The organism is Priestia sp. FSL W8-0524 (assembly GCF_038005965.1).
GTDB lineage: Bacteria > Bacillota > Bacilli > Bacillales > Bacillaceae_H > Priestia > Priestia zanthoxyli.
In genome coordinates, this window is record NZ_JBBOUG010000001.1 from 4,797,572 (window position 1) to 4,813,826 (window position 16,255).

The window sequence follows — 16,255 nt, forward strand, 5'->3', positions numbered from 1 at the left end:
ATGGGACCTTTTATAATTTGTCGACTATTTTGTTAATCATACGCTCTAACTCTTCTAAAGTCTGTTCGTACGTCTGTAATGATCCGCCAAACGGATCAGATACTTCACCTTGCTCGCCGGCAAATTCTTTTAGCGTAAATAATTTATCACTTACGTATGGAGCTTGGTTCAAAATTAGCATTTTATGCTGCTCCGTCATCGTAAAAATATAAGTAGCCCACATCAATTGTTCTTCCGTTAATGCTGCCGAAGCATGAGAACAAGCTATGCCTTTCTGTTGAAGGGCAACTTGTGCATGAACAGAAGCTTCACTTCCATTTGAAGCGAATACGCCTGCAGACTTCACGTTTATTCCATCTATTTTTTTAGCTTTCAGCAACGCTTCTGCCATAGGGCTGCGGCACGTGTTTCCTGTACATACAAATAAGATGTTTTTCAAGATACATCCTCCCTTGCTTTCACTATGTGCGACTATGTTGATATTCCACCCTATTGTATCTCTATTGCTTGCATAAATCCAGTTAGCTTTTTTGGGTGTTTTTTATCCATAATCTCTTTATTTATCTTGAAAAAAACACCTTCGCTTTCCTTTTTTTATTGCTGTAATCTAAAAGAAGCAAAAAAAGACCATAACCTGCATGGTCATGGTCCTTTACCTATTTATATATAGTTAAAAAGGTAATAGCAATTTGATGCCAAAAGCTAATAAAATGCTCCCGCCCAGTGCCTCACTATATGAACCAAGCCAGCCTTGTACTCTTCTGCCGAGCAACAGTCCTAACCAAGTTAATAGCATACTCACTACGCCAAAAACAATAATGGTCAAAAACGTTCTTGCCCCAAAAATACCTAAGCTAAGTCCAACAGAAAAACTATCTAGACTCACGCTGAGCGCAAAAAATAACAGTCCAAAGCCAACTGGTTTGATAAACGGCGTATCGTCATGCTTAAAGGAGGAATAAATCATCTGCGCCCCAAGAATCAGCAATAAAATTCCACCGCCATAGGTAGCAAACATTCCAAGTTTATCAGACAAAAGTCGTCCAATAAACATGCCCAATAGCGGCATCCAAATATGAAATATACCGATAACAACACCAATGTAGAAAATTTGGCGAAAGCGTAAACGAATTAACCCCATTCCCAAACCAACTGAGAAAGCATCCATTCCTAAGGCAAACGCCATAATGACTAACGTGATCATTTCACTAATTAACTGAGATACATTCATCTTTACCCTCCTCGGACGTGCTCCTATTTCAAAATATGCACATTCGAAAAGGTTTAGAAGATGAATTTTATTGCTTAATCACGTGATGTCCTGCAGCTTTCATTAATCGATTCATAACGGCATGACCGACTCCTTCTTCAGAAAAACTTTCACTAACGATAATATCTACATCGCACTCATTAAATGAACGAAGAGACTCATATAAGTGGCTAGCAACCGTCTCTAAATTTGAGCGAGATCCACATGTAATGACGGCATCGGCTTTATACACATCTTCATGTTCAGATGTCGTTAATACCCCTACTCGCTTACCCTGATCTTGATAGTGATCAATAATAGATTGGAAAAAATCTGAATTGCCGTCAACAATGACAAGCGGTGCATCAGGTGCGTAATGCGTATATTTCATACCTGGAGATTTTGGCGCTTCTTTATCACTTATTAACGCTCGATCTACTTTTACGGGACCAATTACACTTTCTAACTCTTTCTGAGTAATGCCGCCTGGACGTAAAATAATAGGAATCTCTTCAGTACAATCAAGGACAGTCGACTCTACTCCTACCCCTGTCGCTCCTCCGTCTACAACTCCGCTAATACGCCCTTCTAAATCATTCATCACGTGGTGAGCTAAAGTGGGGCTTGGCTTGCCGGAGAGGTTTGCACTAGGAGCCGCGATAGGCAAAGCCACTTTTTTCAATAATGCAAGAGCTACCGGATGTGATGGCATTCTCACTGCAATGCTGTTTAAACCAGCCGTAACCTTATCTGAAACTTGATCTTTTTTAGGTAATATCACGGTAAGAGGACCTGGCCAAAAAGCATCAATCACTTTCTCTGCTTTTGAAGGAATTGACTCTACAAATGTATGCAGCTGCTCTTTATCTCCAATATGAACAATAAGAGGGTTATCACTAGGACGTCCTTTTGCTGCAAAAATTTTATCCACAGCTTTATCCGATGTTGCATCTCCTCCTAATCCATACACCGTCTCTGTAGGAAAAGCAACCACTTCGTGGTTGCGCAGCAAATCTGCTGCTTCTTCTATCTGTGGATAAATATCTTTTTCGTTCATAAAATTATCCACAACCCATAACTTAGTTTCCATCTTCTTCAACTCCTTTTTCTTTCTATATCTAGGTTTTTTTTACTTTAAAAGTACAATATGTATCAAAAACAGTAAAATACATGCATTCATTATATCAGCAAACAAGCTTTATCCACAAAATGTGGATAAAGCTTAGATTTTTGTGAATAACATTGTGGATACCCCATTAAAATGATTTATCCACATTTCCTTTTAACTAGCTGCATAAAACATCACGTAGACATCCTTAGGATTTGGTAACTGTTTTAAATACGAATGTTCTTTTAACAAATCAGGTAGAGCACTATAAGATGTTTGCTGAAAATTCATCATTTGAAAAAAATGCAGAGAGGATGCCTTATTTGTTAGTAAATATAGTTGCTTCACACCATGCTTTTGAGCCAGCTGAACGATACTTTTAAATAGCAGCAGAATATCAGATTGCATCAAAGAAGGTGACACGACAAGGGAGCGAAGAATTCCGTCCATGCCTTCTTTTTCAAACCCAACTGTTGCTAGCAGCTCGCCTTCTTCACTTTCCATGATGACAAATTGATGAATATGTTCTTCTACACCCGCTGTGCTAATACCCGCTTTTTGTAAAAACTTCTGAATTCGAATATAATCATTTTTACTGGCAATTTTTAATTGTTCTCTCATTTTAATCACCTCAACTTGTTTTCTAGTAACAAATCTATGAGATGGTTAAAAAAAGTAGAACTGAATTTTATTTTTAATGATTCTATTAATTAAATACGGACGATACCCATTCTACTACAAAAAACTTAACTTCTACAGAATCTTCTTTCGATTTAGCATCAGCTTTTTTCTTAGATGAAACAGACTTTTCAGCTTCCTTACTTTCCTTTTTCTCAGCCTTAGCGCTTGTTTCTTCTTTCGCTGTGTTGCTTGTATCCTTTGCAGCTGCTTCTTTAGAAGATGCCGTTGGTTGAGAAGGTTCCTCAGCTTTCTGCTTAATAGAATCCGATGTAATAGTTGCAGATTGAATTTCTGTCTTCACTGCGGGTTCTTTACTTTCAGCCGACGTATCATCTGTTTTGTCTGCAGATTTTAATTCAGAAGCTGCTGGTTTTTCTTTTTCTGCCTTTGGTTCTTCTTCAGATGGCTCTGGCGCTTTTACCGCTTCACCGTTTGAAAAATCTAAGAAGCATAAAGGAGGAAATAGTACACACCACCAGTTTGCTCCTTCTCCTTTACCAAGAGTAATAAGCACGGCTTCATACTCACCTGCTGGATATAAAAACTGACCGTACAACTTAGTAGGAAACTCTACTTTTCCGAATTTAACGTGAACAGATTCATTTACGCCTTCTTCTTTTAGCACTTCTTTCGCAATTGTCTCAAGCGCTGGCAAATTTTCTTTAATTGTTTTTCGAGCTACAGTTACAGATGTTAAATCTTTTACCCATTCTGTAATTTGTTCGTTCACACGGTCACGAATCAGACGTTTTACGTACTGATCTTTTTCACCGTCGCTGTTTGCTAAAATACGCAGTCGAATTGCCTCGTCTGGAATGACTGCAGGCTGATCTGCCTGCACTTGGTTATGTGTATATATAAGTTGAGCATTTGCTCCAATAATTAATAAAATAAAATAAATGATAGCATATTTCTTCATTTCGGCCACCGCCCTTTCATAGGAACAGTATGGCCGAAAGCAAGATATCTTAAACTAGTAATTTAGTAAAAAAATGCATGATTTTCAAAAACCAAAGGGAAAATCATTCCCTCTGATTTTTTTAGTTATCACGAAGTTGTGCAAAAACCATTCGATCTTTTCCATTAATATCATATACACATTCTACAAAAGCTGTCGGAAACGTTTTTTGCAGCATCTCAGCTACATCTTTTGTCTGTCCGGCCCCGACCTCAAATCCAATAATACTGTTTGACTTCGTCACATATGGCAACTCTTCCATAAAACGTCGATAAAAATCCAGACCATCTTTTCCACCAAAAAGAGCTCGATTTGGCTCATGATCTTTTACCACTGTGGACAATTCATCATCTGCTGGAATATAAGGCGGATTAGACACAATTACATCAAATTTCTGATTTGATGATAGGAATGGTTGTAATAAATCTCCCTGTATAAACGTGACAGCAGCGTCCAGATTTTGAGCATTCTCCTTGGCTACATTTAAAGATTCTATAGCTATATCTGTTGCTGTAACATTGACGCTGTCAAGCTCCAACGCTAAAGTGATAGCAATCGCCCCACTTCCCGTTCCAATATCGACAAGCTCAATAGACTGGTGTTGAAATTCTTTTTTCATTCGAGAAATCATTCCATATACGAGCTCTTCTGTTTCCGGTCTTGGAATTAATACATGTTCGTTTACAATAAATGAACGTCCGTAAAATTCTTCTGTCCCGATGAGATATTGTACAGGCATCCCTGCTTTATGAGCATGGACATCTTGTTCAAACCTTTTTAGCGTTTCTTCTTCTAGTTCTTCCTGCAGAGCACCTAGCAAATGAGTTCTCGTCATCTGTAAGTGATGGCGAAGCAAGAGTTCTCCCGCGTTTTCATCTCGCTTTGCCTCTTTCAAAAAAGAAGAAGCCCACTTAAGGGCTTCAAATACTTTCATTAGTTCGAATCTTCCATTCGGCGCGCTTGGTCTTCCATTACTAATGCATCGATAATTTCATCAAGCTTGCCTTCTAAGATTTGATCTAGCTTTTGAATCGTCAGACCAATACGGTGGTCCGTTACGCGATTTTGCGGGAAATTATACGTACGGATACGCTCAGAGCGATCTCCTGATCCAACTGCTTGTTTGCGCGTTGCATCGTACTCTGCTTGTGCTTCTCGCTGGAATTTGTCGTACACGCGAGCACGCAATACTTTCATTGCTTTTTCTTTATTTTTAATTTGAGACTTTTCATCTTGACATGATACCACTGTATTTGTTGGTAAATGTGTTAAACGAACTGCCGACATCGTCGTATTAACACTTTGGCCACCAGGTCCACTTGAAGCAAATGTATCTACACGGATGTCTTTTTCATGAATGTCCACTTCAACTTCTTCCGCTTCAGGAAGACATGCTACCGTTGCTGTAGATGTATGAATACGACCGCCTGATTCTGTTTCAGGAACTCGCTGAACACGGTGTGCACCGTTTTCAAATTTCATCTTTGAGTACGCACCTTTACCGTTAATCATAAAGATAATTTCTTTATAACCGCCTACTCCAGTAGTCGTTGCTTCCATTACTTCTGTTTTCCAGCCTTGTGATTCAGCAAAACGAGAATACATGCGGTACAAATTAGCTGCAAATAACGCTGCTTCATCTCCACCAGCCGCTCCACGAACCTCCATGATTACGTTTTTATCATCGTTTGGATCTTTTGGAATTAATAAAATACGTAGCTTTTCAACTAGCTCTTCTTGCTGCGTTTCTAACTCGGCAATTTCTTCTTTGACCATGTCGCGCATATCTGCATCAAGCTTATCTTCAAGCATCGTTTTCGCTTCTGATAACTGCTCTTTTACATCTTTGTATTCCTGATAAGCGGCTACCGTTTGTTGTATATCTGATTGTTCCTTCGAATATTCTCTCAACTTAGAGGGGTTGTTTACGATCTCAGGGTCACTCAGAAGTTCGTTTAACTTCTCATAGCGCGCCTCTACCGCTTCTAAACGATCAAACACGTCATTCACCTCATTCTTTATCCATAACATTGTAATTATAGTATAGCTTTAAAATAGAGTCAAAACCTTGTTAATACACGTATATGAACAAAAAAACAGAACTGCGCGTTCTGTTTTTATCATCATAAAATTCTTGCTTTATTTTTCGACCATTTCGCTTGAGTCCACAGACACAGCCTGTCCTTTGGACTTTTGCACAACGTGGCAATGACGACATCTTGGTTCGTACGATTCAGACGCACCGACTAAAATAATAGGGTCGTCATAAGAAGCAGGCTCACCGTTAATCAAACGCTGCGTACGGCTCGCAGGAGAGCCACATGAAGCGCATACGGCCTGTAGCTTTGTTACCGATTCTGCAATAGCCATTAACTGGGGCATTTGTCCAAAAGGTTCACCTTTGAAGTCTTGGTCTAACCCTGCTACAATCACACGAAAGCCTTGATCTGCTAAAGATTGAACAATTTCTAAAATATCTGTGTCAAAAAACTGTACTTCATCTATCGCTACTACGTCTGTCTCTTCATTTACTCGCTTTAAAATATCGCGCGATGCTGAGATTGAATAAGCCATAACAGATGTACCATTATGTGAAACGACAGCTTCTTCACTATATCGATTATCAATTGCAGGCTTGAACACTTGTGCTTTTTGTTTAGCAAACTGCGTACGGCGCACACGTCGAATCAACTCTTCTGATTTCCCTGAAAACATACTGCCACAAATTACTTCTATCCAACCGCTTTGTTTCATTACGTACACCACTGCGGGACTCTCCCTTCTTCTCGTTCCGTTTCTGAGCGAACCGCTACTAACTTAATCTACGTCTTCTATGTAGATCTTATTCCTATGATAAAGTACCCACTTTTTTATCAAGCAGACACTGTTTTTCTACTTTTTTAAGCAAAAAAACAGGCAAGAAGTTAAGCTACTTGCCTGTTTGTTTCGACAATGTGATTATTTAAGACCGTATTTTTTGTTGAAGCGATCAACACGGCCACCAGCTTCAGCGAATTTTTGACGACCAGTGTAGAATGGGTGACATTCAGAACAAGTCTCAACGCGGATCTCTTCTTTTACAGAACCACTTTCAAATTCGTTTCCGCAAGTACATTTAACCATAACTGTTTTATAGTTTGGATGAATTCCTGTTTTCATTCGTTTCATCTCCTTCCGCCCTGAATCATTCTGAAACAGAGTTTATTGATAAAGATAGTGATGAAATAATAACTATTTCACTGTGTACTTTATCAACACACATGATGAAATTATAACAAGGGTTGTATGCTTTTGCAACCACATGTTTTATAACTTATCGTTTATTTGCTAGAAGCGTTTTTTTCTCTTCCGTTAACATCGAAAAGAACTCTTCATTTGTCTTTGTTTGACGTAAACGTTTTAAGAATTTTTCTGCAAAATCAGGAGCATCTGCCATTGATTTGCGAATTGCCCATAAGTGGTCTAAATGCTCTTTTGGAATTAACAGCTCTTCTTTACGTGTGCCTGAACGACGAATGTCAATCGCAGGGAAGATACGTTTTTCAGCTAGTGAACGATCTAGATGCAGTTCCATGTTACCTGTACCTTTAAATTCTTCATAAATAACATCATCCATACGAGAGCCTGTATCAATTAAGGCTGTTGCTAGAATGGTTAAGCTGCCTCCATCTTCAATGTTACGCGCAGCTCCAAAGAAGCGTTTTGGACGATGAAAAGCAGCTGGATCAATACCCCCTGATAGTGTACGACCGCTCGGTGGAATAACTAAGTTATAAGCACGAGCAAGTCTTGTAATGCTATCCATCAAAATGACAACATCTTTTTTGTGTTCGACAAGTCTCATCGCACGTTCAAGGACAAGTTCCGCTACTTTAATGTGATTTTCTGGCACTTCGTCAAATGTAGAACTGACAACATCACCGTCAACCGAACGCTCAATGTCCGTTACTTCTTCAGGACGCTCATCAATAAGAAGAACAATCAATTCCGCATCAGGATGATTGGTTGTAATGCTATTGGCAATTTCTTTTAACAGCATCGTTTTACCTGCCTTTGGCGGCGCAACAATTAGTCCCCTTTGCCCAAATCCAATTGGTGAAATCAGGTCAATAATACGCGTAGAGAAACTTCTTGGCTGAGTTTCCAGCAGCATTTGCTCATTTGGATAAATCGGGGTTAGTGCTGGAAAATGTACGCGTTCTTTTGACGTTTCTGGGTCTTCTCCGTTTACTGCTTCTACATGCAGTAACCCGTAGTAGCGCTCATTTTCTTTCGGAGGACGAACTTTCCCCGATACCTTGTCTCCATTACGCAGATCGAAGCGACGAATTTGTGAAGCTGAGATATAAATATCTTCTGAACTCGGTGAATAGTTAATTGGTCGTAAGAAACCGAATCCTTCTGACTGAATAATTTCAAGAACGCCTTCCATAAATAAAAGCCCATCTTGTTCAGCTTGAGCCTTTAAAATAGCAAAGACAAGTTCTTTTTTCGTTAATTTACTATAGTACGAAACTTTATACTCACGAGCATGTTCATATAGCTCTTTTAATTTCATATTTTCTAAACTGGATAATGTTAAGTTCATTAGGACACCACGCTTTATAATGAATAATTTTTAACCGTTCCTCCCATATTAAATTCAAATATAAAATTGAGAGATGATATGGATGGAATAAATCTGTGAAAATGGAGAATATAACCTTTGAAGTATAATAAGTAGAATCAATTGATTAACCATACACTTTTAGAAGAATAATTCCGACATAAAACCATTTATATTATCTTGATAAATTTAACGTAGCAATTTATATTCTAACCTTTTTCTATCTTTTTAATCAATCTTTTTTTACTTTAGAAGATGAATAAAAAAAAGGAAATTTAATAGCTTAAGAGAAGCAAGGAAAACCTTTTCATAATTTCACATTAAAGGAAATAAACTGGACGTTAAAATAAGAAGTGAAATTTATCTTTTAGCTTCCCCTTTTTATCTATTTACCCTATTCATAAATATATAAGCTACACAGACATAGAAGAACGTTCCTACACCTGTGTAGCTTATTTAACGGCTCATTTCTAGAATTTGCTTTCCTGACTGTTGTGCAATTTGCCTCTATGAATTTTGAAATTGTTCAATTTCTTCTTGAGTCATCTCTTCACGCCAAATCATTGCCCCTAAATCCGATAGCTTGTCTACTAAATGGCTGTAACCTCGGTCAATGTGCTCTAAACCCGTTACTTCTGTAATCCCTTTGGCCATTAAGCCTGCGGTTACAAGGGCTGCTCCTGCTCGTAAGTCCGACGCTTTCACACGTGCACCTTGTAAGTGAATGGGGCCATTAATAATAGCTGAACGTCCTTCTACCTTAACAGATGCATTCATTCGTCTCAGCTCGTCAATATGCTTAAACCTTGCACCGTAAATTGTATCTGTCACAACGCTTGTACCTGATGCTCTTGTTAGAAGCGTCGTGAATGGCTGCTGTAAATCAGTTGGAAAACCTGGATATACTAACGTTTTAATATCTACAGGCTTCAACAGCTGACGAGTCGCTACGAGAATCTGATCTGAGCTTGTTTCGATATGAATACCCATTTCCCGCATTTTAGCCGTTAATGACTCTAGGTGCTGAGGGATAACGTTGTCAACAACAACTTCTTTTCCCATACTCGCTCCCATAATCATATACGTGCCTGCTTCAATTCGGTCTGGAATGATGGAATGACGGCATCCTTTTAATTGATCTACGCCATCAATTCGAATAACGTCCGTCCCTGCACCTTTAATACGGGCACCCATACTTGTCAGTAACGTAGCTACATCGATAATTTCAGGCTCTTTAGCAGCATTCTCGATAACGGTACGCCCTTTTGCTCTCACAGCAGCTAGCATGATATTGATTGTTGCTCCTACGCTCACAACGTCTAAATAAATTCGAGCACCAATCAGTTCATCAGCTCGAATGTAAATAGCTCCTTGCTCATTTGTTACTTTCGCACCAAGAGCTTCAAAGCCTTTAATGTGCTGATCGATTGGTCTTGGACCAAGGTAACAGCCTCCTGGAAGACCAACTACCGCTTTTTTAAAGCGTCCCAACATCGCCCCCATTAAATAATAAGAAGCGCGTAATTTTTTTACTTTTCCGTTCGGTAAAGGCATTGCAACCATTCCGGATGGATCTACTGTTAATTCGTCGTTATCAATGGTTACTTTCCCACCAATTTCTTCAACTAAATCCCCTAATAACTGCACGTCTGAAATATCAGGCAGACCTTCAATTGTAACAGGTGACTCGGCTAAAATTGTTGCTGGAATAAGCGCAACGGCACTATTTTTAGCACCACTGACGCGGACGGATCCACTTAAGGTAAAGCCACCTTGTATTTTTAACTTTTCCATTTATAGCTCCCTTCTAGTGAAAGAAAGTTTCTCACCTAGTAATTGAGGAAAATTTTGGTACAAAGAATACCTAAAAGAATGGTTATTTTTCCTATTACCTACTAGTGTACACGAAAATGAAAAAATCATGTATAGTTTCGACAAGATAAAAGAAAAATATGGCATTCACCTGTCAGGATGGTAAATGCCACACAAATTTATACATGTTTAGACATTTCGTTTTTCCCAATCTGCTAAAAATTGGTCAATTCCTGCATTTGTTAACGGATGTTTGAACAATTGCATTAAAACTTTGTAAGGAATTGTCGCAATATGTGCTCCATTTTTTGCAGCTTCTGTTACGTGCATCGGATGACGAATAGATGCTGCAATAATTTCGGATGGAATGTCATGAATTGCAAAAATACCTGCAATATCTGAGATTAAATCGAGGCCATTAAAACCAATATCGTCTAACCTTCCCAAGAAAGGCGATACGTAAGTAGCACCTGCTCTTGCTGCCATTAACGCTTGGTTAGCTGAGAAAATAAGCGTAACGTTTGTCTTAATACCTAAACTAGTAAATTCTTTTACTGCTTTTAAGCCATCTGGAGTCATCGGTACCTTGATTGTAATATTCGGCGCAATCGCAGCAAGCTCTTTTCCTTCGCGAATCATGCCTTCTGCATCAAGCGCAATCACTTCTGCACTTACAGATCCTTCAACGAACTCTGTAATTTCACGAAGACGATCTTCAAACGTGATGTTCTCTTTAGCTACTAAACTAGGATTTGTTGTAACCCCCGCTAACAAACCTAATGAATGCGCTTCCTTAATCTCGTCTAAATTAGCCGTATCAATAAAAAACTTCATGAATGCCATCCCCCTGTGTTATGTATTCAGAATGATAAGAAAATTATAGTAAAAATAAAACCGCCTTACAATAAAAATAAGACGGTTTTATTTTTCAGACTCAACTAACTGCAAACAGGCCATCCGAAGATTTCAAATTATGCTTTGTTAGAAGAACCGAATTCACGCATTTTACCTTGAACCGTTTCTTTGATTGCTTCGCGAGCAGGTCCTAAGTATTTACGTGGATCATATTGTTCAGGTTGCGCAGCTAATACTTCACGAACAGCTTTAGCTGAAGCAATTTGGTTTTCAGTGTTTACGTTGATTTTAGCAGTACCTAAAGAAACTGATTTTTGGATATCTTTTGTTGGAATACCAGTTCCACCGTGTAGAACTAATGGTAAGCCTGTACGATCTCCGATTTCTTTCATTTCAGCAAAACCTAGGTTTGGTTCACCTTTGTATGGTCCGTGAACTGATCCTAATGCTGGAGCTAAGCAATCGATACCTGTACGGTTAACAAGTTCTTCACACTCGTTAGCATCTGCATAGATAACACCCTCAGCAATAACGTCGTCTTCTTGTCCACCAACAGTTCCTAGTTCTGCTTCTACAGATACTCCGTGGAAGTGAGCTAGTTCAACTACTTTAGAAGTAATTGCAATGTTTTCTTCAAATGGGTGGTGAGAAGCATCGATCATTACAGAAGTGAATCCAGCATGGATTGCTTTTGCACATGATTCAAAGCTTGAACCGTGGTCTAAGTGAATTGCAACTGGTACTTGAACGTCGTAATCTTCGATTAGAGCTTCAACCATTGCTACAACAGTTTTGAAACCGCCCATGTAGCGTGCTGCACCTTCAGATACACCAAGAATAACTGGAGAGTTTTCTTCTTTTGCTGCTTGAAGAATAGCTTGAGTAAACTCTAAGTTATTTAAGTTAAATTGACCTACTGCATAGCCTTGTTCTTTTGCTGTAATAAGCATTTCTTTCATTGATACTAAAGGCATATTGAAATCCTCCTTAAAATCAACCTTAGATTAGATGCTAACCAAAAGGCACACTCAAATAGTATGCTCTTGAATTGAGTGTTTCATGTAGAAACAACGCGCATCTTTACATAATAGATTGTCGAATTATGAATACAGTAATTAGGATACCAACTAACAATGAAAACAGCAACATTTTTAGGCTGATATTCAAAATTTGTTAGGATGAAAACCCTACCAAAACCTTAATTCGACTTTACTGGTATATATTCCCTAACAACTTTGCGGATTTCATCAATATCAAAAGGTTTTGCAAAGTGAGTTAACGCTCCTAGATCTTTTGCTTCTTGAATCATATCCAATTCACCATAAGCGGTCATAATGATGACTTTAATCGTTTCATCGTGCTGCTTTAACCTTTTTAAAATTTCGATTCCATCCATTCCTGGAATTTTCATATCTAATAAGACAAGATCCGGTGCTTGCTCTTTTGTAATATCAATCGCCTGGAAGCCGTTCGCCGCTTGAAATGTCGTATAGCCTTCTTTTTGCAGCACTTCCGTTAATAAAATACGTATACCATACTGATCATCAACAATTAAAATTTTCTCTGCCAATATAATCCCACCTTTTATATTCCTCTTCTACAGACAAAACTAACATATGTATTTCGCCTTTAAAACAAAAATCCCTGCTAATTAGAGAAATTGTTACAAAACATAGCTTTTTTTGTCATCCATCTAACTTCATTGCACTTTACTTTCATTGTAGCTCATTTCAAGATAGAATACAGATAGCTTTTTTCGTTATAATGTGTAGATAGACGGCTTTAGCCGCTTAAATCGAAGGGAGATTCTATGCTTAAAATTTTCACAACTCAACTTTCAGGTTTTTTTAAACGAATTGAAGAACAAGAAGAATTCCAATTTGAAGATGCCGCGCGTATTTTAGCACAGGCCTCTGTCGGAGAAGGATTTATCTATATTTATGGTGTAGAAGAAATGCATGCCGTTACACTAGAAGCACTAAGCAGTGCAGAACCTTTAAGTCAGGCAAAACCTTTGCCTTTACATGAATTGGATCAGCTGACTAGCGTCGATCGCGTACTGCTTGTCTCTCGATTTTCAACAGATCACAAAGCTGTGGAAATAGCTGAACGTTTAAAGAAACGCGATATTCCATTTGTCAGCATTGCTGCTGTCCCTAAAGAAATAACCGAACCTTCTTTAACAGCACTCGCAGATGCTCATATTGATACAAAATTGTTAAAGCCCCTTATTCCTGGAGAAGACGGCTCAAGATTTGGTTTTCCAGCAATGATGGTCGCTTTATACGCGTACTACGGTTTAATTTTTACATTAAAAGAAATCGTAGAAGAATATGAATAAAAAACACGCTGTCTAAAGACAGCGTGTTTTTATTTCACTTATTTGTTTTGGCCTGACTCCATTGATGCGCGAATAAATTCTTTGAACAATGGTTGCGGTCTTGTTGGACGAGACGTGAATTCTGGGTGGAATTGTGAAGCCAAGAACCATGGGTGGTCTTTAAGCTCTACAATTTCAACTAAACGGCCATCCGGGCTTGTACCAGAGAAGATAAAGCCTTTCTCTTCCATTTGCTGGCGATATTCGTTGTTAAATTCATAGCGGTGACGATGACGCTCATACACCACTTCATCTTGATATGCTTCATATGCAAGCGTATCTTCAGACAATTTACAAGGATATAATCCTAAGCGTAATGTACCACCTAAGTCTTCTACGTCTTTTTGTTCCGGTAATAAGTCGATAATTGGATAATTTGTTTCAGGTGCAATTTCTGCTGAATGTGCGCCTTCTAATCCTAATACATTGCGTGCAAACTCAACTGATGCTAGCTGCATACCTAAACAAATACCTAAGAATGGAACTTTTTGCTCACGTGCATATTGTGTTGCCACAATTTTACCTTCGATTCCACGATCCCCAAATCCACCTGGAACTAAGATACCGTCTACATCACCAAGTAAATCTTGAACATTTTCTTTTGTTACAAATTCAGAATTTACCCACTTGATATTTACATCTGCATCGAATGCATATCCAGCATGTTTCATTGCTTCTACAACAGAAATATAAGCATCTTGAAGCTCTACATACTTACCAACTAATGCAATTTTTGTTGTGTTTGAAAGTCCTTTTACTTTCTCAACAAGTGCTTTCCACTCAGTCATTTCTGCCTCTTTGCAATCTAATTTCAAGTGATCGCATGTGATTTGATCTAAGTGCTGCTCTTGTAGAGATAGTGGAATTTCATATAATGTTTCAGCGTCTGCACACTCAATAACTGCTTTTGGATCAATGTCGCAGAATAAAGCTAGCTTATCTTTCATATCTTCAGAAATTGGCATTTCTGTACGAACAACAATCACGTTTGGCTGAATACCTAAGCTACGTAATTCTTTTACACTATGCTGTGTTGGTTTTGTTTTCATTTCACCAGCCGCTTTTAAATATGGCACAAGTGTACAGTGAATATACATAACGTTGTCACGGCCAATATCGCTTTTGATTTGACGAATAGCCTCTAGGAAAGGAAGTGATTCAATATCTCCTACCGTTCCGCCGATTTCAGTAATAACAACATCTGCGTTTGTTTCTTTGCCTGCACGGAAAACGCGTTCTTTAATTTCATTTGTGATGTGCGGAATAACCTGAACTGTTCCGCCTAAATAATCACCGCGACGCTCTTTTTTCAATACTGTTGAATATACTTTACCTGTTGTTACATTGCTGTAGCGATTTAAGTTGATATCGATAAAACGCTCATAGTGACCTAAGTCTAAGTCTGTTTCCGCGCCGTCATCTGTTACGAATACCTCACCGTGTTGGTATGGACTCATTGTTCCTGGGTCTACGTTAATGTATGGATCAAACTTTTGAATCGTTACGTTCAACCCACGGTTTTTTAATAAACGGCCTAAAGAAGCTGCTGTAATCCCTTTTCCTAGAGATGATACAACACCGCCTGTTACGAAAATATACTTTGTCATCTATACTTCCCCCTCTAAATAATTTGAACTGTACAATATTAAAAGTTTTCACATAAACAATCACAATTCATTCATTGTGCATGCGAAATTATAAGAAACCTTATGAATGTGAAACGTTCAAGAACCAAAAGAAAGTTTCTATCAAGGATTTATAAGAACATATCGGGGTGTAAAACATTGATAAATAAAATAAAAAAATTGCTCCCAATACCAAAACTGGATTGGGAGCAATAGTCTATTTTAAATAAAAACTTTTTAAATGCTTGTTTAAAGAGCCCAAAAAAGATTCTACCTACTTCGCTTGAAAAAGTCAAGAAGGATTATTTTTCTTTTTCGTCCTCATAATCGTCTTCTTCATCTTCCTCATCATCGTCTAGATCATCTTCTAAATCGTCAAAATCATCTTCTGCAAGATCATCTTCATCTTCTTCTAGCTCGTCGATGTCTTCAAAATCTTCTTCTTCGTCTAGATCGTCAACATCTTCATAATCTAAATCTTCTTCTAGATCATCAAAGTCTTCAACTTCTTCAACAACAGCTTTTTTCGCTTTTTTCTTTTTAGGTTTTGCAACCGGAATAACTTCTTCTTCAGCCTGGTCAAAAGGATACCATCCACGAAGACCCCAATGGTTGTCCCCTACTGTTAAAAAGCGACCATCAATATTAATATCTGTATAAAACTGAGCTAATCTCGTTTTTAATTCTTGATCTGACATTTCCGCTGCTGCTTTAATTTCAGCAATAATTTCTTGGAATGACATTGCTTGACGATCTGTTTTTTCTTCTAGAAGCGCGTAAGCAATCTCAATCATCGACATTTCTTTTAAATCCGTTTTTGAGTACTGTGCTAAACTCAAATCTGGCACATCCTTTCTATGGCTATGTATATCGAAAATCTATTAAATCAATTCATCATATGTGTAAATGATGGAAACGAATAAATACATACCATTCATTATAAACAAATTCAATACATTTATGCTAGCCTCGTTTCTAAAA

The 16,255-nt window shown here is 38.2% G+C and carries 17 protein-coding genes; 1 reads left to right on the forward strand and 16 read right to left on the reverse strand.

Features of this window, described 5'->3' with window-relative positions; translation table 11 throughout:
* Window positions 1-10: 10 nt before the first annotated feature.
* From NST66_RS25115 to NST66_RS25180, 14 genes are all read right to left on the reverse strand, one after another.
* Entirely contained in the window at window positions 11-439 is a 429-nt protein-coding gene (locus tag NST66_RS25115; RefSeq protein ID WP_028411980.1) for a low molecular weight protein arginine phosphatase, read from the reverse strand.
* Between the two features lie 231 nt (window positions 440-670).
* Window positions 671-1,231: a manganese efflux pump MntP gene (locus tag NST66_RS25120; RefSeq protein ID WP_028411979.1), complete on the reverse strand. Its 561-nt coding sequence runs from the start codon at window positions 1,229-1,231 to the stop codon at window positions 671-673.
* A 67-nt stretch (window positions 1,232-1,298) separates the two neighbouring features.
* Complete coding sequence (locus NST66_RS25125; protein ID WP_154990631.1) at window positions 1,299-2,339, reverse strand: L-threonylcarbamoyladenylate synthase; 1,041 nt, start codon at window positions 2,337-2,339, stop codon at window positions 1,299-1,301.
* Between the two features lie 192 nt (window positions 2,340-2,531).
* Window positions 2,532-2,978, reverse strand: a complete 447-nt coding sequence (locus NST66_RS25130) for a GNAT family N-acetyltransferase (protein ID WP_034263676.1) — start codon at window positions 2,976-2,978, stop codon at window positions 2,532-2,534.
* 85 nt (window positions 2,979-3,063) lie between these two features.
* Window positions 3,064-3,957 carry a stage II sporulation protein R gene (spoIIR, locus tag NST66_RS25135; RefSeq protein WP_033580396.1) on the reverse strand — a complete coding sequence of 298 codons (894 nt, stop codon included), beginning with the start codon at window positions 3,955-3,957 and terminating at the stop codon, window positions 3,064-3,066.
* Between the two features lie 121 nt (window positions 3,958-4,078).
* Window positions 4,079-4,930, reverse strand: a complete 852-nt coding sequence (prmC, locus tag NST66_RS25140; protein ID WP_028411975.1) for a peptide chain release factor N(5)-glutamine methyltransferase — start codon at window positions 4,928-4,930, stop codon at window positions 4,079-4,081.
* Window positions 4,930-5,997, reverse strand: coding sequence for a peptide chain release factor 1 (prfA, locus tag NST66_RS25145; protein WP_013059820.1), 1,068 nt, complete (start codon window positions 5,995-5,997; stop codon window positions 4,930-4,932). The genes prmC and prfA overlap by 1 nt, the downstream gene beginning before the upstream one ends.
* Window positions 5,998-6,135: 138 nt before the next feature.
* Entirely contained in the window at window positions 6,136-6,750 is a 615-nt protein-coding gene (locus NST66_RS25150; protein ID WP_153252841.1) for a thymidine kinase, read from the reverse strand.
* Window positions 6,751-6,954: 204 nt separating this feature from the next.
* Window positions 6,955-7,155, reverse strand: coding sequence for a 50S ribosomal protein L31 (gene rpmE, locus NST66_RS25155; RefSeq protein ID WP_013085477.1), 201 nt, complete (start codon window positions 7,153-7,155; stop codon window positions 6,955-6,957).
* A gap of 154 nt (window positions 7,156-7,309) precedes the next feature.
* A complete protein-coding gene (gene rho, locus NST66_RS25160; RefSeq protein ID WP_014457752.1) occupies window positions 7,310-8,584 on the reverse strand; it encodes a transcription termination factor Rho in 1,275 nt (424 codons plus the stop codon).
* A gap of 525 nt (window positions 8,585-9,109) precedes the next feature.
* Window positions 9,110-10,396 (reverse strand): UDP-N-acetylglucosamine 1-carboxyvinyltransferase, encoded by a 1,287-nt coding sequence (locus tag NST66_RS25165; RefSeq protein WP_028411974.1) that lies wholly within the window; start codon window positions 10,394-10,396, stop codon window positions 9,110-9,112.
* Window positions 10,397-10,603: 207 nt separating this feature from the next.
* Complete coding sequence (gene fsa / locus NST66_RS25170; protein ID WP_099000243.1) at window positions 10,604-11,248, reverse strand: fructose-6-phosphate aldolase; 645 nt, start codon at window positions 11,246-11,248, stop codon at window positions 10,604-10,606.
* Window positions 11,249-11,385: 137 nt separating this feature from the next.
* Window positions 11,386-12,243 carry a class II fructose-bisphosphate aldolase gene (locus NST66_RS25175; RefSeq protein ID WP_013059826.1) on the reverse strand — a complete coding sequence of 286 codons (858 nt, stop codon included), beginning with the start codon at window positions 12,241-12,243 and terminating at the stop codon, window positions 11,386-11,388.
* A 224-nt stretch (window positions 12,244-12,467) separates the two neighbouring features.
* The gene (locus tag NST66_RS25180) at window positions 12,468-12,842 is read right to left on the reverse strand and encodes a response regulator (RefSeq protein ID WP_087944205.1); all 375 of its coding nucleotides are present in this window, start codon (window positions 12,840-12,842) and stop codon (window positions 12,468-12,470) included.
* A gap of 237 nt (window positions 12,843-13,079) precedes the next feature.
* Between NST66_RS25180 and NST66_RS25185 the strand changes: the two genes are divergently transcribed.
* On the forward strand, window positions 13,080-13,610 hold the full coding sequence (locus tag NST66_RS25185; protein WP_033580394.1) for a DUF2529 family protein: 531 nt from the start codon (window positions 13,080-13,082) through the stop codon (window positions 13,608-13,610).
* Between the two features lie 38 nt (window positions 13,611-13,648).
* Here NST66_RS25185 and NST66_RS25190 read toward each other — a convergent pair whose 3' ends face one another.
* Complete coding sequence (locus NST66_RS25190; protein WP_033580393.1) at window positions 13,649-15,256, reverse strand: CTP synthase; 1,608 nt, start codon at window positions 15,254-15,256, stop codon at window positions 13,649-13,651.
* Window positions 15,257-15,576: 320 nt separating this feature from the next.
* Window positions 15,577-16,113, reverse strand: coding sequence for a DNA-directed RNA polymerase subunit delta (gene rpoE, locus NST66_RS25195; protein ID WP_033580392.1), 537 nt, complete (start codon window positions 16,111-16,113; stop codon window positions 15,577-15,579).
* Window positions 16,114-16,255: the final 142 nt, after the last annotated feature.

What these genes read in the sequence shown, in the direction of transcription:
- NST66_RS25120 (WP_028411979.1), bottom strand. Translation starts at nt 1,231, where the DNA reads ATGAATGTATCTCAGTTAATTAGTGAAATGATCACGTTAGTCATTATG.
- NST66_RS25125 (WP_154990631.1), bottom strand. Translation starts at nt 2,339, where the DNA reads ATGGAAACTAAGTTATGGGTTGTGGATAATTTTATGAACGAAAAAGAT.
- NST66_RS25130 (WP_034263676.1), bottom strand. Translation starts at nt 2,978, where the DNA reads ATGAGAGAACAATTAAAAATTGCCAGTAAAAATGATTATATTCGAATT.
- spoIIR (WP_033580396.1), bottom strand. Translation starts at nt 3,957, where the DNA reads ATGAAGAAATATGCTATCATTTATTTTATTTTATTAATTATTGGAGCA.
- prmC (WP_028411975.1), bottom strand. Translation starts at nt 4,930, where the DNA reads ATGAAAGTATTTGAAGCCCTTAAGTGGGCTTCTTCTTTTTTGAAAGAG.
- NST66_RS25150 (WP_153252841.1), bottom strand. Translation starts at nt 6,750, where the DNA reads ATGAAACAAAGCGGTTGGATAGAAGTAATTTGTGGCAGTATGTTTTCA.
- rpmE (WP_013085477.1), bottom strand. Translation starts at nt 7,155, where the DNA reads ATGAAAACAGGAATTCATCCAAACTATAAAACAGTTATGGTTAAATGT.
- rho (WP_014457752.1), bottom strand. Translation starts at nt 8,584, where the DNA reads ATGAACTTAACATTATCCAGTTTAGAAAATATGAAATTAAAAGAGCTA.
- NST66_RS25165 (WP_028411974.1), bottom strand. Translation starts at nt 10,396, where the DNA reads ATGGAAAAGTTAAAAATACAAGGTGGCTTTACCTTAAGTGGATCCGTC.
- fsa (WP_099000243.1), bottom strand. Translation starts at nt 11,248, where the DNA reads ATGAAGTTTTTTATTGATACGGCTAATTTAGACGAGATTAAGGAAGCG.
- NST66_RS25175 (WP_013059826.1), bottom strand. Translation starts at nt 12,243, where the DNA reads ATGCCTTTAGTATCAATGAAAGAAATGCTTATTACAGCAAAAGAACAA.
- NST66_RS25185 (WP_033580394.1), top strand. Translation starts at nt 13,080, where the DNA reads ATGCTTAAAATTTTCACAACTCAACTTTCAGGTTTTTTTAAACGAATT.
- NST66_RS25190 (WP_033580393.1), bottom strand. Translation starts at nt 15,256, where the DNA reads ATGACAAAGTATATTTTCGTAACAGGCGGTGTTGTATCATCTCTAGGA.